The sequence below is a fragment of the Pseudomonas sp. EA_15y_Pfl1_P101 genome (assembly GCF_963970835.1).
Classification (GTDB): Bacteria; Pseudomonadota; Gammaproteobacteria; order Pseudomonadales; family Pseudomonadaceae; genus Aquipseudomonas; species Aquipseudomonas tritici.
Window position 1 is genome coordinate 286,404 of sequence record NZ_CAXAPA010000004.1, and the last position, 19,102, is coordinate 305,505.

General features: G+C 56.5%; 19 protein-coding genes. 11 read left to right on the plus strand and 8 right to left on the minus strand.

Features of this window, described 5'->3' with window-relative positions:
- Position 1: 1 nt before the first annotated feature.
- The 10 genes from AACY36_RS08230 to AACY36_RS08275 all read left to right on the plus strand — a co-directional run bounded on the left by AACY36_RS08230 (position 2) and on the right by AACY36_RS08275 (position 9,785).
- A complete protein-coding gene (locus AACY36_RS08230; protein WP_339496940.1) occupies positions 2 to 757 on the plus strand; it encodes a C40 family peptidase in 756 nt (251 codons plus the stop codon).
- Positions 754 to 1,332 (plus strand): tail assembly protein, encoded by a 579-nt coding sequence (locus tag AACY36_RS08235; protein ID WP_339496941.1) that lies wholly within the window; start codon positions 754 to 756, stop codon positions 1,330 to 1,332. Before AACY36_RS08230 ends, AACY36_RS08235 begins: the two co-directional genes overlap by 4 nt.
- Before the next feature lie 57 nt (positions 1,333 to 1,389).
- On the plus strand, positions 1,390 to 4,944 hold the full coding sequence (locus AACY36_RS08240) for a host specificity protein J (RefSeq protein WP_339496942.1): 3,555 nt from the start codon (positions 1,390 to 1,392) through the stop codon (positions 4,942 to 4,944).
- Positions 4,945 to 5,767: 823 nt separating this feature from the next.
- Positions 5,768 to 5,935, plus strand: a complete 168-nt coding sequence (locus AACY36_RS08245; RefSeq protein ID WP_339496944.1) for a hypothetical protein — start codon at positions 5,768 to 5,770, stop codon at positions 5,933 to 5,935.
- 108 nt (positions 5,936 to 6,043) lie between these two features.
- The gene (locus tag AACY36_RS08250) at positions 6,044 to 6,871 is read left to right on the plus strand and encodes a hypothetical protein (RefSeq protein ID WP_339496946.1); all 828 of its coding nucleotides are present in this window, start codon (positions 6,044 to 6,046) and stop codon (positions 6,869 to 6,871) included.
- The gene (locus tag AACY36_RS08255; RefSeq protein ID WP_339496948.1) at positions 6,871 to 7,206 is read left to right on the plus strand and encodes a hypothetical protein; all 336 of its coding nucleotides are present in this window, start codon (positions 6,871 to 6,873) and stop codon (positions 7,204 to 7,206) included. Before AACY36_RS08250 ends, AACY36_RS08255 begins: the two co-directional genes overlap by 1 nt.
- On the plus strand, positions 7,203 to 7,568 hold the full coding sequence (locus AACY36_RS08260; protein ID WP_339496949.1) for a phage tail protein: 366 nt from the start codon (positions 7,203 to 7,205) through the stop codon (positions 7,566 to 7,568). The genes AACY36_RS08255 and AACY36_RS08260 overlap by 4 nt, the downstream gene beginning before the upstream one ends.
- A gap of 53 nt (positions 7,569 to 7,621) precedes the next feature.
- Entirely contained in the window at positions 7,622 to 8,155 is a 534-nt protein-coding gene (locus AACY36_RS08265; protein WP_339496950.1) for a glycoside hydrolase family 19 protein, read from the plus strand.
- Positions 8,152 to 8,655: a lysis system i-spanin subunit Rz gene (locus tag AACY36_RS08270; RefSeq protein WP_339496952.1), complete on the plus strand. Its 504-nt coding sequence runs from the start codon at positions 8,152 to 8,154 to the stop codon at positions 8,653 to 8,655. Before AACY36_RS08265 ends, AACY36_RS08270 begins: the two co-directional genes overlap by 4 nt.
- Before the next feature lie 176 nt (positions 8,656 to 8,831).
- Complete coding sequence (locus tag AACY36_RS08275) at positions 8,832 to 9,785, plus strand: hypothetical protein (protein ID WP_339496954.1); 954 nt, start codon at positions 8,832 to 8,834, stop codon at positions 9,783 to 9,785.
- Positions 9,786 to 9,820: 35 nt separating this feature from the next.
- On the opposite strand, the gene AACY36_RS08280 is transcribed toward AACY36_RS08275, so the two are convergent.
- The 4 genes from AACY36_RS08280 to AACY36_RS08295 form a co-directional block, all read right to left on the minus strand.
- Positions 9,821 to 10,528 (minus strand): SOS response-associated peptidase, encoded by a 708-nt coding sequence (locus AACY36_RS08280; RefSeq protein WP_339496996.1) that lies wholly within the window; start codon positions 10,526 to 10,528, stop codon positions 9,821 to 9,823.
- 28 nt (positions 10,529 to 10,556) lie between these two features.
- Positions 10,557 to 10,895: a hypothetical protein gene (locus AACY36_RS08285; RefSeq protein WP_339496956.1), complete on the minus strand. Its 339-nt coding sequence runs from the start codon at positions 10,893 to 10,895 to the stop codon at positions 10,557 to 10,559.
- Positions 10,896 to 10,987: 92 nt separating this feature from the next.
- The gene (locus AACY36_RS08290; RefSeq protein ID WP_339496957.1) at positions 10,988 to 11,197 is read right to left on the minus strand and encodes a hypothetical protein; all 210 of its coding nucleotides are present in this window, start codon (positions 11,195 to 11,197) and stop codon (positions 10,988 to 10,990) included.
- 803 nt (positions 11,198 to 12,000) lie between these two features.
- Positions 12,001 to 13,656 carry a methyl-accepting chemotaxis protein gene (locus tag AACY36_RS08295; RefSeq protein WP_339416142.1) on the minus strand — a complete coding sequence of 552 codons (1,656 nt, stop codon included), beginning with the start codon at positions 13,654 to 13,656 and terminating at the stop codon, positions 12,001 to 12,003.
- 619 nt (positions 13,657 to 14,275) lie between these two features.
- Between AACY36_RS08295 and AACY36_RS08300 the strand changes: the two genes are divergently transcribed.
- Positions 14,276 to 14,488, plus strand: a complete 213-nt coding sequence (locus AACY36_RS08300) for a hypothetical protein (RefSeq protein ID WP_339416143.1) — start codon at positions 14,276 to 14,278, stop codon at positions 14,486 to 14,488.
- A 585-nt stretch (positions 14,489 to 15,073) separates the two neighbouring features.
- Here AACY36_RS08300 and AACY36_RS08305 read toward each other — a convergent pair.
- From AACY36_RS08305 to AACY36_RS08320, 4 genes are all read right to left on the minus strand, one after another.
- On the minus strand, positions 15,074 to 15,616 hold the full coding sequence (locus AACY36_RS08305; protein ID WP_339416144.1) for a hypothetical protein: 543 nt from the start codon (positions 15,614 to 15,616) through the stop codon (positions 15,074 to 15,076).
- 190 nt (positions 15,617 to 15,806) lie between these two features.
- Positions 15,807 to 16,508 carry a S1 family peptidase gene (locus AACY36_RS08310; protein WP_339416145.1) on the minus strand — a complete coding sequence of 234 codons (702 nt, stop codon included), beginning with the start codon at positions 16,506 to 16,508 and terminating at the stop codon, positions 15,807 to 15,809.
- 327 nt (positions 16,509 to 16,835) lie between these two features.
- On the minus strand, positions 16,836 to 17,828 hold the full coding sequence (locus tag AACY36_RS08315) for an alpha/beta fold hydrolase (protein ID WP_339496959.1): 993 nt from the start codon (positions 17,826 to 17,828) through the stop codon (positions 16,836 to 16,838).
- Positions 17,829 to 17,864: 36 nt separating this feature from the next.
- Complete coding sequence (locus AACY36_RS08320) at positions 17,865 to 19,079, minus strand: MFS transporter (protein ID WP_339496960.1); 1,215 nt, start codon at positions 19,077 to 19,079, stop codon at positions 17,865 to 17,867.
- Positions 19,080 to 19,102 lie beyond the last annotated feature (23 nt).

Genomic DNA, 19,102 nt, shown 5'->3' on the forward strand with positions numbered 1-19,102 from the left:
AATGCGCAAACACATCATTGCGGCCATCCAGTCGCATGCAGCGGCCGAGTACCCGAAAGAGTGCTGCGGGCTGGTACTGGCCGTGGGCCGGGCGCAGAAGTATTTTCCGTGCCGGAATATCGCCACGGAGCCGAGCGAAGAGTTCCGGCTCGATCCCGAGGACTACGCCGCGGCGGAAGACCTGGGCGAGGTGATCGGCATTGTCCATTCACACCCGGACGCAACCAGCAGGCCTTCACCGCACGATCTGGCCATGTGCGAGGCGACGGCGCTGCCCTGGCATATCCTGTCCTGGCCCGAGGGCGACATGCGCACGATTACGCCCTCTGGCGCCGTGCCGCTGCTCAAGCGACCATTTGTTCATGGTGTGTGGGACTGTTGGGCTGTATGCGAAGAGTGGTACCAGCGCGAGTGGGGCCTTAAGTTCGAGAACTTCAAGCGGGCTGATGGCTGGTGGGAGAGCGCAGACAGCGCCAGCTTGTATGAGGCGAACTACGCCGCCGCTGGTTTCGAGCAAGTGGATAGTCCGCGACGTGGCGACATGCTTGTGATGGAGGTAGGCCGCACGGCGCATCCAAACCATGCAGGGATATACCTGGGCACTGACGCAACACTGCCAGGCGAAGATTCAGGCGTGTTCGGTCCTGGACCCTTCGTCCTGCATCACCTGTACGGCCGGCCATCAGAAGTAATCGTCTATGGCGGCCCGTGGCTTCAGCGAACCCGCTTAATTCTTCGACACAAGGAGGCCCGATGAGCGCCATCGCCTATTCGCCGATGACCACCATCAAACTGTCCGGCTCGCTGGCCCAGAAGTTCGGCCGGCTGCATCGGCGCCAGGTCGCATCGGGCGACACGTGGGAAGTTTTCCGGGCGCTTAAGGCCACCATTGACGGATTTGAGGCAGAGATCCGCCGCCTTGATCGACTGGGCCTTCGCTTTGCCATCTTCCGCAACCGAAAAAACGTCGGGGCGGAAGAGTTTGCCATGGGCGGGGCCAGGGAGATAAGGATCGTTCCAGTGATCGAGGGCAGCAAGCGCGGCGGCATTTTGCAGATTGTGTTGGGCGTGGTGCTGATCGCAGCGAGCTACTTCGGCGCACCGACAGCGCCCGCGGGTATCGCTCTGCTGGCCGGCGGCGTTATCCAGATGCTCAGCCCACAGGCCGCCGGCCTCAAGCAGAGCGCATCCCCAGAAAACATGCCCAGCTACGCATTCGGCAGCGCGAAGAACACTACGGCCAGCGGCAACCCTGTCCCTATCTGCATCGGGGAGCGCCGTTGGGGCGGGGCGATTATCTCGGCATCGATCTACGCCGAAGACAAGACATAACCACGACGCATCGAGCAAGCCGCCCAAGAGGCGGTTTTTTATTGCCTGGAGGAAAGTATGGGCGCAGCACAGAAGCTGGATATTCACGGTGCCAAAGGTGGTGAGAGCAGGCCGAAGTCTCCGGTAGAGGCGCCCGACAGCCTGCGCTCCACCAACGTGGCCAAGATCCTGATCGCCGTGGGCGAGGGTGAGTTCGACGGCACCCCAACCGCGCGCGACATCTTCCTCGATAACACCCCTATCCAGGATGCCAGCGGAAACTACAACTTCGCCAACGTGAAGTGGGACTGGCGCCCGGGCTCGGTTGATCAGACCTACATTCCAGGCATCCCGTCTGTCGATAATGAGACCTCGCTGAATATCGAGCTGCGCAGCGGCACGCCGTGGGTTCAGTCAATGACCAATCTACAGCTGTCGGCAGCACGCATCCGCCTGGCCACGCCTCGACTGGCAAGCCAGGACAGTGAAGGAAACATCGGTGGTTACAGCATTCAATACGCGGTCGATGTGGCTACCGACGGAGGGGCGTATCAGGAGGTATTGGTTGGAGCCATTACAGGCAAGGCCACCACCCGCTACGAAAAGTCCATGCGTATCGATCTCCCACCGGCGAATAGTGGCTGGCTGATTCGGGTTCGCCGCATCACCCCAAACCAGAACACCGACAAGATCTCAGACAGCCTGTTCATCGCCGGCTACACCCAGGTGATCGACGCAAAGCTGCGCTACCCCAACACTGCGTTGTTGTTCGTCGAGTTCGACGCCGAGCAGTTCACCAATATCCCGGCCGTGACCGTGAAGTGCAAAGCGCGCCGCTGGCAGGTTCCGAGCAACTACGACCCTGTGGCGCGGACATACACCGGGGCCTGGGATGGCACGATGAAGGAGGCCTGGACCAATAATCCGGCCTGGGTCACCTACGGCATTTGCACCCAAGACCGGTTCGGCCTGGGCCGCCGCATCAAGCCATGGATGGTGGACAAGTGGGAGCTTTACCGCATCGCGCAGTACTGCGACCAGATGGTGCCGAATGGTGCTGACGGCGTTGAACCGCGCTTCCTGTGCGACATGAACCTGCAGGGCAAGGCTGATGCATGGTCCTTGCTGCGCGACATCGCCGGCATTTACCGCGGTATGACGTATTGGGCCCAGGGCCAGCTGGTCATGCAGGCTGATATGCCGCGCGCGCAGGACATGGACTACGTCTTCACCAGATCAAACGTTATCGACGGGAAGATTTCCTACGGTAGCGCATCGGCGAAGACCCGCTTCACGCGCTGCCTGGTCAGCTACGACAACCCGCTGAACAACTACGACACCGACGTCACCGTGTATTCCGATTTGCCGCTCCAGCGCCGCCTGGGCGACAAGCCGACGGAGATCAGCGCCATCGGCTGCACCCGTGTGTCTGAGGCTCAGCGTCGGGCTAAGTGGCTGGTTTTGAGCAACAATCAGGACAGGACGATCAGCTTCAGGACTGGCATGGAAGGCCGCATTCCGCTGCCTGGGTTCATCATCCCTGTCGCCGACTCGCTGCTGGCGGGTCGGGAGATCGGCGGGCGCATTGCAGCGGCGGCTGGGAAGGTCATCACGTTGGACCGCGACACTCTTGCCAAGGCAGGCGACCGGCTGGTGATAAACCTTCCAAATGGGCGCGCAGAGGGGCGCACCGTGGAAAGCGTGAGCGGCCGCAACGTAACCGTGACCGTTGCTTACAGCGAGGCGCCGGCCGCACAGCTTCAATGGGCAATTGATGCTGACGACCTGGCAATCCCTCTATATAGGGTGATGAGGACCGCACGGACGCCAGAAGGCGATTACGACATCAGCGCACTGCAGTACGAGCCGAGCAAGTTCCCAAGCATCGACACCGGCGCTCGCCTGGAAGAGCGCCCCATTAGCGTGATTCCGATCACCGTGGTACCGGCTCCGGCGAGCGTCGATATCACGTCGAACTACTCCGTGGACCAGGGCCTGGCCATCAGTACCATGAACATCTCATGGCCCGCCGTGGCTGGCGCTGTCGCGTATGACGTGGAGTGGCGCAAGGACAGCGGCAACTGGATCAAGCTGCAGCGCACGGGATCGACGAGCGTGGATGTCACCGGCATTTACTCGGGCGCCTACCTGGCCCGGGTGCGATCGGTGAGCGCCTTCGAGATATCTTCGATCTGGAAGAGCTCCAACCTGACCAACTTGGTAGGGAAGGTTGGCTTGCCGCCGGCGGTGGCGTTCCTGACTGCCACCAGCGAGCTGTTCGGCATCGGTTTGAAAGTTGGTTTCCCACCAGGTGCAGAAGATACTCAGCGGACGGAGTTTTGGTATGGACAGGCCAATGACCTGTCGGCGGCTACCAAGCTGACCGATCTGGCGTATCCTCAAGCGGATTACAGCATGCAGGCCCTACAGGCAGGCGCGCAGTTCTTCTTCTGGGCGCGCCTTGTGGATCGCACTGGCAACGTGGGACCGTTCTATCCGGTTGTAAACGGGGTGATGGGCCAGGCCAGTTCGGATGCTGGTCCAATCCTTACCATGCTGGCTGGGAAGGTCAGCAAGACGGAACTGGGCGAGGACTTGCTCAGTGAACTCGAAGGCCTTCAGGACCAGATCGACAGCCTCGACGGGCTTGGCGCCTACGTTCCTGCCCAGGTTTACCTGAAAGGGCAGATGGTGGTGGCGGGCGACCGCATCTACCAGGCGAAGGTTGAGGTTCCGGCCAACAACCCGCCGCCGAATATCAATTACTGGCTGGACGTAGGGCAGTCGCTGGAAACAGCCGATGGGCTGGCGCAGCAGGTCAGCACCAATACCACCGATATTTCCAAGATCGATGGTGTGGTCGCTGCGCAGGCCGGTACCACAAATGCGTTGCGCGCTGCGGCGCGTGATGACAGCGGTAGCGGCGCTAAGGCTGACGCCTTGAAGGGCTGGGCCAGCACCGCAGCAATCTCCGTTCAAGAAAAGGTCATCGCATCAAACGAAGAGGCTTCTGCGCAGCGCGTCACAACCTTGGATTCAAAGGTTAACCAGAACGCTGCCAACGTGACGCTTCTGGAAAGCACGGTAGCCAACAATAAAGAGGCGTCGGCGCAGCAAGTAGCCCAGGTCAGCGCGGAGGTTTCCAGCAACAAGTCAATTATCCAGCAGACGACGTCAGCACTGGCGAATACCAACGACAAGCTGTCGACGCTCTGGTCGGTGAAGATGGAGACCGCAGCGGGCGGCCAGAAGTATGCAGCCTCGTTCGGCCTTGGCCTTCAGGTTGATCCGTCCGGGGTTTCGTCTCAGTTCGTGGTCAGGGCTGACACGTTCATGCTTATGAACCTGGCGAACGGTGTGCCGGTTTCGCCGTTCGCTGTGACTGGTGGGCAGACGTTCATCAGGTCTGCCTTCATCGAGGACGGCAGCATCAGCATGCTCAAGATCGGGCAGGCACTGCAATCTGACAACTACGTCGCCGGCGTCCAGGGATGGCGCCTTGATAAATCGGGCAACCTGGAGTTCAACGGGCCAGCACCTGGTGGTGGGCGCCTGACGATGACCAATCGCGCGATCAAGGTTTACGACGAAAACGGAGTTAAGAGGGTCCAGCTTGGAGATCTAACAGCATGAACTTTGGAGTGAGAATTTGGGGGGCTACGGGCTTCCTTGAAATGGATGAGAACTCGTTCACTGTGAGGCTCGCCTATACTTCCCTTATTCAGAAAGCCGCGGGCGAAGATAGAACCAGGTTTATATCAATACCAGGGATATCGCCTGCCACGCACAGCGCGGTGTGTTTCCCTGTTAATTTTTATGATCCTGCAAATCAAACCTATAACAATATTCAATACATCCCAATTGTTTCTGCCGGGGGTGTGACTATTTATTTTGGTCAGCCCGGCACAAACGCAAGCGCTCCCAATGGCATAGGCCTGCAAAGGCTTATGGTTATGAGGTATCGCTAATGAACTTCGGATTGACCTTCGTAAATAATAATGATGTGGTCACGCTAGACTCTGAGTTTGCAAGACTTGTGGTACTTCACAAAGGAAGTTTTACAAATGGCGGGACTGGAGCTAGCGTTTCATTTCCGTCAGTCATAACTTCATCTGAGCCACCACTTGTGTTTGCAAGGCCGAGTTCATCGTGCACAATGTGCTTCTGCTTAATAAATGGGTCACCCGGAGCATGGACTGGATTTTCGTTCAGGGGGCTCGTTGGCCAAGTTTACTCGGGTAGCTACTTCGCTGCAGCCTTTAAGGCTTCACCTGTTGGAGCTTACGGGCTGGGGCTGTGGGATGGAGCAGCAACACTTTTATTTGATAGTTCTAATCCTTGTGCACAGTTCACGAAGACTATTACGTCATGGAGTTATCTTGGCTCGTCGTCGACAGGCCAAGGGACGCTCATGCTTAGCTGGACTGCTTACACCCCGCTTAACACTGGTGAGTTCATGTTGATTAATAACATCGCTATGGATGTTGCAGGCAGTACGTCTAGGCAAGGTAACCAGTATGCTGTCTGGCAATATGAAAATAATAGAATGGTCATGCAAGTAGTTGGGGTTGATATTCAAACAACACTATATACGCCAGTCGTTTGGGCTAAGCCAGTTTCCTAAAGTCTTGTGATCCATATATAGCCGCCTTGAGCGGTATTTTATTGTTTGGAGAAAACTATGGTTTGGCAAAGAACCGGGACAGTCGCTGTCCAGAACGGAAGCACGACAGTGACCGGGACCAACGTGGATTTCGCTGCTTCTTCCAGAAATGGCGACTCCTTCGTCGGCCCAGATGGCGCAACCTACGAGGTTGCAAACGTAGCCAGCGCTACGGTGATCTCCATCCTGCCTGCATATAAGGGGCCGACAGTCAGCGGAGCGGCCTACGCCATCATGCCTGTGCAGGGCTACGACAAGCTGCTTTCTGACGCTTTCAACGCCCTGGTAAATCAATTCGGCGCCAAACTCGCAGCGCTTGGGACCACTGGCAACTATGACATTTTGCCATTGGGCAAAGGAGGAACCGGCGGCACCAATCAAATTACTGCTCGCGATTCGCTTGGTTTGGGGGCCGTAGCTGTAGAGAACGTACTGCCATTGAACAAGGGCGGCACCGGCGGCAGCACCCAAGCTCTCGCGCGCAACGGCCTCGGGCTGAGTAATTCGGCGATCGCTCCAATTATCGGTGCTGTGTCCCAGTCCGGCGGGGCCCCGACAGGGGCTTTGATGGAATACGTCTCAAGCGCTAACGGTGAAGCTTGGAAGTTTGCTTGTGGGTTGATGATATGTACCAGATCGAGGTCATACGGACTTGTGATTGGTGACTTCACTATTTACGGGAGCATTTGGTACTACTACGGCAATTGGACGTTTCCCGTGTTTTTCGCGGCGCCCCCAGTGGTGACTGGCGGGGCGCGAGGGGCTGGCCGAGTCAATGGCTTGAACGCCGATGCGAACACCACCGTCTCCGCATGTAACTTTTTTGTTATCGACTACACAAGCCCCGCAGCTACCACGGTTTCTGAAAAGTTAGTTGCAATTGGGAGGTGGTTCTAATGGTTATAAATCTTTCTCCGCAACAACGGAGCGATACGCTCACCGTCGTCAGGGCCGGTGACGCATTGATCGTGAACGGTGAAACCTTTGATTTTTCCGCAATGGGCGATGGCGACACGCTGCCGCGCGCGGCAATCCAATCTAAGTGGTTCGACGGCGATGCTGAGAAAAAAGACGGTGAGCTCATCCTGACATTGTTGTTCCCGATGCCTTGGAACTACAGCCCTGAACAGGCGTTCCCGGTACCGCTGGAGAACGTGCCCGACGGACCTGTTGTTTTTCCAGGCCCTTTGCCGCAGCGCGCAACGGAAGCTCCACCCGAGGAAGAGCAATGAATATCGACTGGTTCCAACTCATAACCAGGGCAATGAAGGACGCCGCCACACATGCGGCCCAACTGGCTGCGGCCAAAGCTGAGTTATCAACCAAGAACACGAAAGCACTTGGGCAGATATCCCGCATCCAGGCCCGAATCGACACGATCAACTTCGGAATCGACATCGGCGAAGCGACCGAAGAGGACGAAGCAGAGCAGAGCGCGCTACTGATCAACCTCAAGGCATGGAAGGCCTACAAGTTCGCTCTTGGAAAAGTAACGAGCCAGCAGACCTGGTATTCCGCGCCTGTGTGGCCCATTGAGCCCGCAGTGCCGGTAATTTTGGCTGATCCACAGGGCGTGTCCGGCGACCTGATTTAACATCACATATGCATCTGCCCGCCACGAGCGGGCTTTTTTGCCTGGAGAAAAGCATGCCCATTACCGAGCAGCAGTTGCTGCGGATTCTCCCGAACGCCGGCCGCCAAGCCGGCGTTTTTGTTCCTGCCCTGAACACGGCCATGAACCGTTACGGCATTGTCGGCTCGCTTCGGGCTGCCGCATTCATCGCCCAGGTCGGACACGAGTCTGGACAGTTGAGGTGGGTGCGCGAGATATGGGGACCCACGGCGCAGCAGGCCGGGTACGAGGGTCGCGCTGATCTGGGCAACACTGTGCCGGGTGACGGCTCAAAGTACCGTGGACGGGGCATGATCCAGATCACCGGCCGGGCGAACTATGCGGCGTGCGGTGAAGCGCTCGGCTTGGACCTGGTCAATCAACCCGCACTGCTGGAGCAGCCGCAGCACGCCGCGATGTCAGCGGCCTGGTTCTGGTCTACCCGTGGGTTAAACACGCTGGCGGACCAGGGGCAGTTCGTGAAGATCACCCGGCGCATCAATGGTGGGCTCACCGGCCAGGATCACCGCCAGGCGCTGTACGACAAGGCATTGAAGGTGCTGGCATGACGCCCGGTCAGATCCTGGCCGCGATCCTGCTGGCGCTCGCCATCGGCTTTGGCGGTGCCTGGAAGATTCAGGACTGGCGCATGGGCGAGCGTCTGGCCGTGCAGGCCGGCTTGCACCAAGCGGACCTGACAGCGATCAGCAATGCCGCCGAGGCCCAAGCCCGCACAGAGCAAGACAAGCGCTTGGCCACCGAGCAGAAGCTCGCCATCCAAGACCAACAACACACCAAGGAATTATCCGATGCCCAGCGCAACCAGGCTCGCCTGCGCGATCGCCTTGCCACTTCTGATTTGCGGCTGTCAGTCCTTCTTGCCGAGGATCCAGCCAGTAGCTGCAACGTGTCTGCCGCCCCCGGCGCCGCCGGCGTGGTTCATGCAGCCCGTCGAGCCCAACTTGACCCAGCGCATGCGCAACGAATTGTCGCCATCACCGGTGACGGAGACCAAGGATTGATAGCGTTACGTGCGTGCCAAGCTTATGTGTTGACGATTACCAGGTGACGTGCAAACCGAAAGTAATATGTAGGTAGATCGACCTGCATCGCTGAGGAGGCAGGTCTACGTCTATATAAAAATATTATCAATCTCCACTGTAATATTTAACCTAGGAGTATTAAGCTAGCTAGCAAAACCTTGCAGGCTTGACAGGCTATTAAATATAAAAATAGGAGTGTGGAATGGAGCATTCGATCTTAAAGGACTTGCCAGCACTTCACGCTACTTTTATTGGTCTCGGTGGTTCATTGTTTGGTGTCTACGCTCTACTTTCAACTGAGCGGAATTACGAGGCAGAAGAGCAGCGGGAGCTGGATTTACAAGAGCTTATAAAGCTTACTCAATATATTGACAGGATTAACATTTCCAACAACTATTTTCAGGAGGGGGGAGAGCCTGACTGGAAGGCTATCTGGAGTATGCGACACAAATTGCTGCGAGATAATGGTAGTTTAGACAATATCAAAAATTTATTTGATTTTTTTAGCGCACTAAGCAACCTTTTATTAAAATATCGTTTTGGTGATTTGCGCAGTAATGAGGGGTTTTTTAAATTACTGCCAGGTGATGGCCCGCATTGCAGCGGTATTATGTACGTACTAGATACAATGTCCGTTTTTATAAATAATAATAAAAGTTTTTTGTTGGCTTTAGCCCGTCAATGTGATGAATGTAGGGTTAATTACTCCAAGGTGGGAGCGGATGCAGCCATGGAGTCACTTCAGAGAGGAGAAGTTCCGAGACGAGCTGAGAGTTATGAAGGTCGCTATGGGATGCTAAATGTTGAATATTCCAATACGTTGAACGGGTTCGTCGATCTCATTAATGCATATCGCGCTCTAGTTCCAAGGCTGCAAACCTCTCTTGTTAAGTGTGACGTTTGGAATAAAAGGCTTCCACTTAAGCGATATGCTATGGTCGCATTATTTTCAGTAGCAGGCCTTATGCTTTTGGGTATAATACTGCCATTGATATTGTTTTATATTTCAGAGCAGAATTTGGGTGTCTGCGAAAAGTATGGTTTGTGCTGGAATATCTGGTATGAGTATTCGGTGCTTGGTATAACTTTTTTGCCGTACTTTATTTTCATTGGGTTTGTTGTCAATAAGGTTCGAAAAATTAAGGGTAGAATATGAGATGTAATACTTTTTGATGATATCGAACCATCAGGCTAAAGCTTTAATTCACGAGCATTAGGAGCGATGACTGGCTCAATGAGCTCAGGCCCTTTATTTCTCACGTTGCCCACAGCCGTATCGACCTTGAACCACTCGAACACCTCAGAAGGTTCCCCCTGGTGCAGCACCATCTGCTCGGCTCGCTCCTTGGGCGTGGCTGGGTCCAACCATTCCCGGGCTAGGTCCGGCGTCAGCACCACTGGCCTCCGGTCGTGAATGTCCACCATGCCGCCGGCGCTATCGGCGGTGATGATTACGAAGCCGTCATTCTCCCCAGGCCCATCATCAGCATCGGGCAGGTGCCCAATGGCTGCACAGAATATCGGTTCTCCGTCTCTCCGCCGGATCAGGTATGGCTGTTTCTTTGGTCCGCCTTCATCGACCCATTCAAACCAGCTGTCTATGGGGGTGATGGCTCGGTGCGGCCAGATCGCCCTGAAGAACGGGCCGTGGGCCACCTTTTCAACGCGCGCATTGATCGGCGCGGCGCGATCCTTGGCCCAGTGCGGCCGCCATCCCCAGCGCACCAGATCGGCGCGCAGCAGGTCGCCCTGCAGGTGGAGCAGGGCGACTTGGGTCGTCGGGGCGACGTTGTAGCGCTCGAGCGGCAATTCACCGGCGGAGTTCGCCAGTGCATTGGGCATGCTCAGCGCTGCAACGAAGTCATGAATGCCGCTGTACTGGGAAAGTCTTCCACACATGGCCGGGCCCTCAATCTGAAACCTGAGCTTAGACGATGGTTTTTGGTCGAGTGATGAGGCCATCGAGCAGCTCTTTCAGCTGATCAGCGCGTTTCTTGTCAGCTCTTGATGAGGTCGTCAGGTCGTTGATCTGTTTGCGCATGGCGGCGGCTTCAGTACTTCTCTCGGCGAGGTATCCCCGGAACTGCGTCTTGACCGCCTCGGCCTCAGCCAGCATCTGCACCAATCCGTGAATGTCCTCCCTCGCTTTGCGCAGTTGCAGGTTCAGTTCCTGAATCTCGTTCTCCAGGAGGCGGGCGTGCTGTTTATGCATTTCGAGAGGCGAGGGGATGCCAAGCCACCCGCAGGTGTCTTCATCGATGTTCATGGGAGGTATTCCGAATGCTGTATGTGTATGCAGTATTCGAGATTTGATTAAGCGGAACGCTTGAGGCGACGAACTGCAGGTTTACCCGACGATCAGTCAGGCGCCGTGATGACGGCCAGGGTCAGCTTGATGAACTCTTCGTTCTCGTCGATGGTGTGCAGAGCGCCGCGCACGTTCTCAGCCACATCAGCGGAGCCACGCTGCTCAACCCAGTTCGATAGCTCCATGATGGAAGCCTCAAGGGCGAGCTGGTTTTCGTACAGTTTTGAGAGCAGGGAAGGGAGTAGGTCTGAGTTGGGCATAGCTGTTCCTCCTTAGATTGAACAGCGTAGCAGGCAATGAAATAGGGTATTTGATTTGAGTCGGCAGAACGCCGAAGGAGGGGTAAAAACCGTTCCGAAACAAAAAGGAAGAACCGCATTCTACGCGGTCTCCAGGGCATAAAATTATTCGGGGTTTCGGAAATGAATAAGGCTATAAGCCGCAGCCCGCTTGCGTTTCACGTACGGATTGCAAATCCGCCTACGCCGGTTCGATTCCGACCTCGGCCTCCACTCTTAGAAGCCCTGTAGATTAACGTCTACGGGGTTTTTTATTGTCTGCGGTTTGGTCATCACTTCCGCAATTTTTCGGATCGCTTCCGCATCCCTACCTTTTTTCGGGAAATTTAAGACGCCGTTATCGTTATGCCTCTCCCGATTGGACGTGGGATTGTGATCGATACTACGGAGCCTGAGCGGCTACTAATGGCCGATTCTGTTGAAAAAGTCGGCTTCGAATTCCACGGCAGAAAAGTAAGCGCCTGAGATTGAAATCTGAAATATGGGCAGAAGGTTCAGGGCTCGAATTTGACGTAGCAGCGTGCACCAGGGGTGTTTTCAACCATCAATATTCGAGCGTTTTGGGAAACCGACTTTTTCAACAGAATCGGCCAAAAGCAGACGCTCAAAAATGGCAGGTATTGCAAAAATGGGGTCAGACCCTAGGGTTGCTAGGGAAATGGCCCCCGATGTTGTGGCAGGACTCTGACCATTACCTGCGTCCTGCGTCTAACTGGGGGGCATTTCTCGCAGCAACGCGGCTCGCGATGAAACGGCAACAGACCCTAGAGCTGAAAGCGCGAGATGTTCTCTCGCAATGTGACGCTGGTGCGTGCCAGTCCTTCGCTTTCCTGCTGAGCGCTGCGGAAGGCTGCAGCGGATTGCTCGGCGCTTTCGCTGACGGTCACGATGCCCCGGCTGATCTGCTCGGCAACGGTACTCTGCTGTTCGGCGGCAGCGGCGATTTGGTGGTTCATGCCGTTGATCCGCTCGATCATGGTTACGATCGTGCTTACCGCGTCACCGGCCTCGGAAACGCCGGACACCGACTGCGCACTGGAGCTCTTGCAGCGTTGCATATGCTGCGAGGTCTCGTCGGCAATTTTCTGCAGACTGGCGATCAGCCCTTCAATCTCTGAGGTGGCCTTCTGGGTACGCTGTGCCAGGCTGCGCACCTCGTCGGCTACCACCGCGAAGCCGCGTCCGGCCTCGCCAGCACGAGCAGCTTCGATGGCCGCATTGAGGGCCAACAGGTTGGTCTGGTCGGCCACCGACTTGATCACTTCAAGCACGCCGCCGATATTGCCGGTTTCATTCTTCAGCCGGCCCATGGCCATGTTGGACTGTTCGATTGTCTCGGCCAGCTCGCCGATCATGTTGACAGCATCTTTGGCCTTCTGCTGGCTGTAGAGGGCCGCGCTATCGGCCTCGCTGGCGGCACTGGCAGCGGATTCGGCGTTGCGCGCGACATCCTGCACGGTGGCGGCCATTTGGTGAACGGCGGTGACGATCTGCTCGACCTCGCACTGTGCCATGGCCACGCTTTCGGCGTTTCTCAGGCTCGATTGGCTAAGCTCCTGGCTGGATTCGGCTACGGTCTGTGAGGACAGGTTTATCCCCTTGGCCATGTCCCGCAGGTTCTCCTGCATACTCAGCAGGGCGGCCATGATGCTGGCTTGTGGTGGCTCAATCGTGCGCTCGCTAGCGCGCAAATCGCCCTTGGCAACCCGTTGGGCGAGCTGGTTGAGTTCACTCGGTTCGGCACCCAGCGCGCGCAGCAGGTTGCGGCTGATGACGTAGCCCAGTACCGCTGCTAGTAAGACGGCCAGCGCAGTAATGGCGAGCAGAAGGTCGCGTTGTGACAGATAGTGTGCGTCATTTTCGCTGACCTGCAGGTCTGCCTTCTGGTTGGTGTAGCGCAGGTATTCGCCAATTGCCTGGGTCAGCTCGGCCAGTAAGGGTGTGCACTGCTCGCTGACCATGCGCAGGGCCTCATCGTTTTCACCCTTGAACAGGTGTTCGGCAATGGTGTGCGCTACCGGTTTGTAGCGGCTCTCGACTTGCTCGAAGGTTGAAAACAGTTCACGTTCTTTGGGCGACACATCATCATGGTTATCAATTGCCTGGCGTAGCGCGGCGAGGCTGCTGGCCACCATTTGTTCGTTGGCGGCAATAGCACCCCGCTGCTGTCCTCTCGCGGTGATATTGCTGTTCAAGGCGATGTTACGCAGGGCAATCGCGCGCTGGGCGGCGGCGTCGTTCAGTGTGTTGGCCAGGCGGGTGCGTGCATCAACGCCATTAATGTAGAGGAAAAAGTCCTTATTGCTGTTAGCCAGGGCGTACAGCGAGATAGCGGCGATCAGCAACATAAACGCTAGCAGGCTGGCATAGCCGGCATAGAGACTGGTCCGTGTAGAGAGTCGCGGAGTCTGCGATGGCATGATGAACCTGCGTAATGGGAGGGGCAATTGGGGTCACCTGCAAGGGTATGTATTCGCCCTTGGTCCGCATCCTGCGCAGGTATTCTTTTGTTCGACAGCAACGAGTAGCGGCGTCATTTCCTGGCTGGTTTAGTCTTGTACAAGTTTTTATGTTTGTACAAGTCTTGTACAACCATATCGGCGTGATGTCGTCATGACATCATGCAATCCAGATGAACGGTCGGTAACCTTCGGTTGCTGGCAGGCGCGAGAAATAGAGGCCTGGCTATCGGGCTGACTACTGTTTGGCGGCGATACAGCCCAAGGCCATCTTTGGGCCGATAGAATCCTGAGAGCGCTGTAAAAATGCGTAGCGCTATTTCTGTACAGGTATTTTGTATGGGAGAGCGCTAGGGCGTGCTAATTGTGGGCAGGCTTTTCGCTAGGGGCTGTTGCCGTTTCATCGCGAGCCTCGTTGCTGCGAGAAATGGGTCCCGGTTATGGGGGGCGAGTTCATTATCGGATCTCCATGCGCGATGGCGGGGCAGGTTTGCCCAACGTGCGGCGAGGGGGTTATGCAAATGGCGAGCGATGGCGTTGACCGCCCCACTTGCGGGACATTCATGCCGGCTGGAAGAGCATGAGAGGGACTAGCGGATTGATCAGTGTCTCGACCCGAGCGATCTACGCCATTACCTCGCCGATGCTGGCGTGGATGGTGGAGGAAAAATACATCGAGCCGCACGTGGCTGAGCAGAACAATCTGTCTGTGCAAGATCTTCTGCGCACCAGCAATGATTTGAATCAGTTGGCGATAGGACTTAAACAGGAAGTGCGTTGGTTTCGCTTGTAACGGAGAGTCAGAAATTGTTGTTCGGTTTGAGTCGCAGCTAATTCCCTAGATTGAATCGCCGATCACCGGCAGGCCCGTAGCGGGATTGTAGTTACTTGCTCCGATATCTGCTGTTACAGCCGGGCACGGTTGGTATGGAAAGCTGATCTTTCCAGAGGCTATTGAGATCAGTTCAGACTAGTGTCTGCACGGACGCAGGTCGGCGGGCATCGCGGACCTCGGCGAGGTTGAGGCTGGGCAGCCGGTCGTGGGGCACTCAAGTCAATCCGTTTCACGGGGAGTCCGGGTCATTTCCGGGCGGTGGGCGGATTGATTTGAACTGCTGATTCCTCCAGGTGCCGAAATAGCACCATCCAGAGGACATAGCAATGACTGAAGAAAAGAAGAAAGAACCTGAACAACAAACTCCAGCGCACTCCACCGAGGAAGAGCGCGAGCGCCTGAAGGACTTCAACAAAAACGGCATTCCGCCCGGCACTTGCTGAGTATTACGCGATCCGTGCCGTAAGGCGTGAGAGGACGGCGGATGTAAATCCGCCTCCTACTCGATCTGTGATTTGGGATCGTGCGCGCAACCGTGATCCTTTACGGAACAAGGCTATCGTCGAAGTCTTCACGCTCGATGGTTGTGTAGGCCTGCTCGCGAATGCCGCCTTCGGAATAGGTGCATAGTCGACTTGTCGCTTTTTTACCCGGCAGACGCACGACGATGCCCTCGCTGAATTCGGTGTCGTTAGGTTCTCCTGGGGTAGAGTTTGTGCGCACCGTGCGGTCGAAAACGGCGTAGGTTACGCCATGATTGGTGAAGCGCAGATGTGCCTCGGCGCCACCTGAGTAGCCCGTAGAGCTGAGCCAGAAATGACCGTTTGGTGGACTCAGCTTCTGGGGGTAGCTCAATTCAATTTTGCCGGGCGTACCAAATCGATATTGCACGTGGCCTGTTGTCGCTGAGAAGCCTGGCGATGCGCACACCGAAATCATCTTTGGGCCGGAGTTGCATCCGAATAATAGTGTTTCTTGCGTCGAACATAGAAAGCGCTGTTCCGACGTCGCAGCGAGCGAGTCGAGCGCTATGGCACTCATGGTCAGGAAGCAAAGGCCCTTTAGCATCGTGACTTTAATTCCCATGAGGGTTCCCGTTTTATTCGATGAAAATTCATCCGTATTTGTTTGTGTTGTCGCAAATGCAGGATTTTGGGTGCAGATATCGGAAGTGTGTCGCAGTCTACAGGCCCGTGTAACCGTAGTGCCCCCACACCTACACATCCGCCAAAAATCATCCAGTCATGGCGATTCACTCATTGTTTCGCGAATAAAGTCAGCGATCTTCGGGTGGGACAAGCGTGCAATCAAGACGCTTTGACTGACGACGCCGAGTTGCAAATCCTCTTTTGGGATGTTTGGTGAATACAGGGCCACCGGAGTCGCCGCTGTCCGGTATCAAGCCATCAGCCCCCACACAGAAAGTGTTTTGCAGGTTCACGTTTGGCGCGAGTGATGTGCACAGTGCGTCCGTCATTCTGGGCAAGTGTGCGCGCTGCAGATGGTCCGGCTGTGCGTCGGGGGCTGGGTTGCGCGCCGTGTTTCCCCAGCCGAGGGCGGTGGGGCGCTTGATGCGATCTTCAAGCCCTTCTTCGCGTGTTACCAGCGTGATGGCCTGGATGTCGGTGATGTCGCGATCGAGTTTGAGTAGCGCGACATCAAGGGTCAGCGAGCGCAGGAATTCAGGGTGAAGGGCGATTTGTTGTACGCCGACGGTATGCCCCTGCAGTGTATTGCTCAACTGGGTGCGCCCGAGGATCACCTCGACGTCAGCCGGTTGCGTGTTCACCAGGCAATGGGCCGCGGTCAGTACCCATCGAGGTGCTACCAAGGCCGCGCCATAACCGTGACGCTCCAGCGACGTCGTGCCTGCCGCTTTGAATTGGAGCGAAGCCATAAACGGAGTAAGCGTCCGGTAGATACACCTTGACCACACCATTTTCCCCTCAGTGACCTCCGTAAGCCTAGGGTTGCTCATCGCCGCCTCGTACGTAAGGTGATTGTGGCAAGCGGAGCATGCAGGCGCGAGACTGGAAGCCGGAAGGGTCAAGACAGCGGCGAAGTGGTGGTTTGGTTCACGACACCCGTGCGGGGGCGTGAGCGTCAACCTCGATTCATGGAATCATTTCAACCGCCGTCGTCGCAGCTAGATCCCCAGATAATCTCTGAGATCGGCCATCGCTTACAGTGTCATAAACGACAGCCACGTCAGAGTCTGCGCGCAGAAATCAGGTTGCCGCGGTGTCCGGAAGCGTGCCGACACGATCCATCCCTTTTACACTACCGGAAACTGCGACATCTTCTCTCAGGGCCGAGCCAGGAAGGAAGAGATCAATGGGTTGAGCGCTGATGCACACTCCTCTGGAACCCAGTGGCCGCAACCTGGCAAAACGTGCGATTCAACGTTGGTGGCGTAGCGGCGGATGTTTTCGGGCTGCTGGGCCCCGAATCCGCCATTACCACCACCGCCAACCGCGAGGACAGGCAGTGTTAATTTGGTCGCTACCAACTTCTCGTTCTGCGCGATCGATTGTGGCAGCGCGCGATAGTATTCAAACGCGTGGTGGAAGGTCTGGGGCTTAGAGTATGACCGCACGTAACGGTCTACCAGTTCATCAGTGAACACCGCTTGGTTACCGGCATGGTGACGAATGAAATGCGTCAGGAACAACCGCTCGTTTCCTTTGACCATTGCGTCAGCCAACTGACCTGAGGCTGCGAAGAAACTGTGGTGCCATCCCGGTGCTTCTCCGGTCGCGACAAAGGCTGGCAGCGAATAGAGCGTGTCGTCAGGAATTGTCGCTTCGATGAAAGCGGCCTTCACAATATCTTCTGGATGGCGGGCCACCATTGGATAGCTATTCCAGATACCAATGTCGTGGGCGACGAGATAGAAGGGCTTGTTCGCACTAATCCGCTTGGCTAGCTTGTGGAGATACTCAGAGATATCCACGCCAGTGAAGGTAGTCTGCGGCGGCGCTGACAGGCCAAGACCTGGTAGATCGACTGCTACGACCGTATAGCGTTCCGCGAGTTGCGGCATGAGGTTATTCCACTCATACCATGTCTGGCCGAAGCCGTGGACAAGCAGCACTAGGGGGCCTTTGCCGCCACTTACGAAATGCAGCTTCACACCGTCAACAGTTTCGTAGGCGCTGGTAAAACCTTCGGGTATCGGAAACTCCGCCTGTGTGGCGCTGACAGCTGGAGGCAGCGCAGGATTGATCTGTGTTGCGTGGGCCTGAGTTGCACCCATAGCGAGCGCAGCAACGGCTAGTGCAATTGCATGGAGCTTCATGTTTTTCACCTGGTGGGACGATAAATGATTGGGCAATCAGCGATTTTGTTGAGCGCGACTACCGGGAGGAAATGCGTAGCGCCGTGCTGCTAGTGCTATTACAAAAGCGAGGAATGCGAGGATGGCCACAGTGGGCGGCAGCGTGGACGTACCACCTTGAGTGAGGAGCGCTCCGCCAACAGCTCCGCCAGCCGCGATCGCCATGTTCCACGCAGTGGTTACCATTGCCTGGGCCAAGTCCACGCCATCGCCGGCGGCATCAGCTGATGCAGTCTGCATCATGGCGCCCGCTCCACCAAAACCCAGTCCCCAGACAACGGCGCCCAGATAGACCGCGATACTGTGTTCTCCAGCGATACTCAAGAACGCAGCGGTTAAAGCGAATGAGCCGATCGCTGCAAGCACCATCAGACGGAGCATCCGGTCAACCCAACGCCCGACTACCCATATGCCAACAAGCGAACTGATTCCGAACGCCAGCAGGACTAGATCGACCCGCGACTGCGACGCTGTTGAGAACGGCGCGATGTAGGTGTAGAGAATGTTGTGGGCAGTCATCCAGGCCAGGATGACAAGCAGGATCGGTATGACGCCCTTCGTTCTGATGACGCCAGTGAGCGAGGGACGGTTGTTGCCTGTTCGGCCAGGAGCATCGGGGACTTTCACGATGATCCAACCGATCAACATGACAGCAAGTGCCGATAGAATCAGAAACGATCCGCGCCACCCCACCAGGCTTCCCAGGAACGTCCCCAACGGCACACCCAGCGACAGCGCCAGGGGCACACCCACCATCGCGACCGCCATTGCCGCCCCTGTCTGTTCGGGACGTACGATGCTACGTGCGTAGCCTGCAAGTATTCCCCACGCTAAACCTGCCGCACATCCTGCTATGAACCGTGCGATCAGCACGACACCGATTGACTCAGCCATCGCGGTCAACGTGTTGCCGATAACAAAGCAGATGATCGTTGCAAGCAGGACAGGCCTGCGGCGCAAGCCTTGCGTGAGACTCGTGAGTGGGATTGCAGCCAACAGCGATCCAAGTGCGTAAACAGCGACAAGCTGCCCCGCAATAGCCTCAGTGATCTGAAGTCCAGAGGCGATGCTGGGCAACAAACCGGCGGGTAATGTCTCGGTGACGATGCATAGAAAGCCAGCGGCCGCTAGGCCAGCCAGTGCCGCGATGGGTAGTCCGGAGATCGTGGTAGGAGCCTCATCGGACAGACTCTGTGATGGGGAGGGCTGCATGATTTTCCTTGCGATTGGCGTAC

Coding starts and splice junctions, on each gene's coding strand:
- AACY36_RS08315 (WP_339496959.1), bottom strand. CDS start 17,828: ATGAAGCTCCATGCAATTGCACTAGCCGTTGCTGCGCTCGCTATGGGT.
- AACY36_RS08255 (WP_339496948.1), top strand. CDS start 6,871: ATGGTTATAAATCTTTCTCCGCAACAACGGAGCGATACGCTCACCGTC.
- AACY36_RS08295 (WP_339416142.1), bottom strand. CDS start 13,656: ATGCCATCGCAGACTCCGCGACTCTCTACACGGACCAGTCTCTATGCC.
- AACY36_RS08265 (WP_339496950.1), top strand. CDS start 7,622: ATGCCCATTACCGAGCAGCAGTTGCTGCGGATTCTCCCGAACGCCGGC.
- AACY36_RS08260 (WP_339496949.1), top strand. CDS start 7,203: ATGAATATCGACTGGTTCCAACTCATAACCAGGGCAATGAAGGACGCC.
- AACY36_RS08290 (WP_339496957.1), bottom strand. CDS start 11,197: ATGCCCAACTCAGACCTACTCCCTTCCCTGCTCTCAAAACTGTACGAA.
- AACY36_RS08240 (WP_339496942.1), top strand. CDS start 1,390: ATGGGCGCAGCACAGAAGCTGGATATTCACGGTGCCAAAGGTGGTGAG.
- AACY36_RS08285 (WP_339496956.1), bottom strand. CDS start 10,895: ATGAACATCGATGAAGACACCTGCGGGTGGCTTGGCATCCCCTCGCCT.
- AACY36_RS08280 (WP_339496996.1), bottom strand. CDS start 10,528: ATGTGTGGAAGACTTTCCCAGTACAGCGGCATTCATGACTTCGTTGCA.
- AACY36_RS08245 (WP_339496944.1), top strand. CDS start 5,768: ATGTTGATTAATAACATCGCTATGGATGTTGCAGGCAGTACGTCTAGG.
- AACY36_RS08235 (WP_339496941.1), top strand. CDS start 754: ATGAGCGCCATCGCCTATTCGCCGATGACCACCATCAAACTGTCCGGC.
- AACY36_RS08275 (WP_339496954.1), top strand. CDS start 8,832: ATGGAGCATTCGATCTTAAAGGACTTGCCAGCACTTCACGCTACTTTT.
- AACY36_RS08320 (WP_339496960.1), bottom strand. CDS start 19,079: ATGCAGCCCTCCCCATCACAGAGTCTGTCCGATGAGGCTCCTACCACG.
- AACY36_RS08230 (WP_339496940.1), top strand. CDS start 2: ATGCGCAAACACATCATTGCGGCCATCCAGTCGCATGCAGCGGCCGAG.
- AACY36_RS08305 (WP_339416144.1), bottom strand. CDS start 15,616: ATGGGAATTAAAGTCACGATGCTAAAGGGCCTTTGCTTCCTGACCATG.
- AACY36_RS08310 (WP_339416145.1), bottom strand. CDS start 16,508: ATGAGCAACCCTAGGCTTACGGAGGTCACTGAGGGGAAAATGGTGTGG.
- AACY36_RS08300 (WP_339416143.1), top strand. CDS start 14,276: ATGAGAGGGACTAGCGGATTGATCAGTGTCTCGACCCGAGCGATCTAC.
- AACY36_RS08270 (WP_339496952.1), top strand. CDS start 8,152: ATGACGCCCGGTCAGATCCTGGCCGCGATCCTGCTGGCGCTCGCCATC.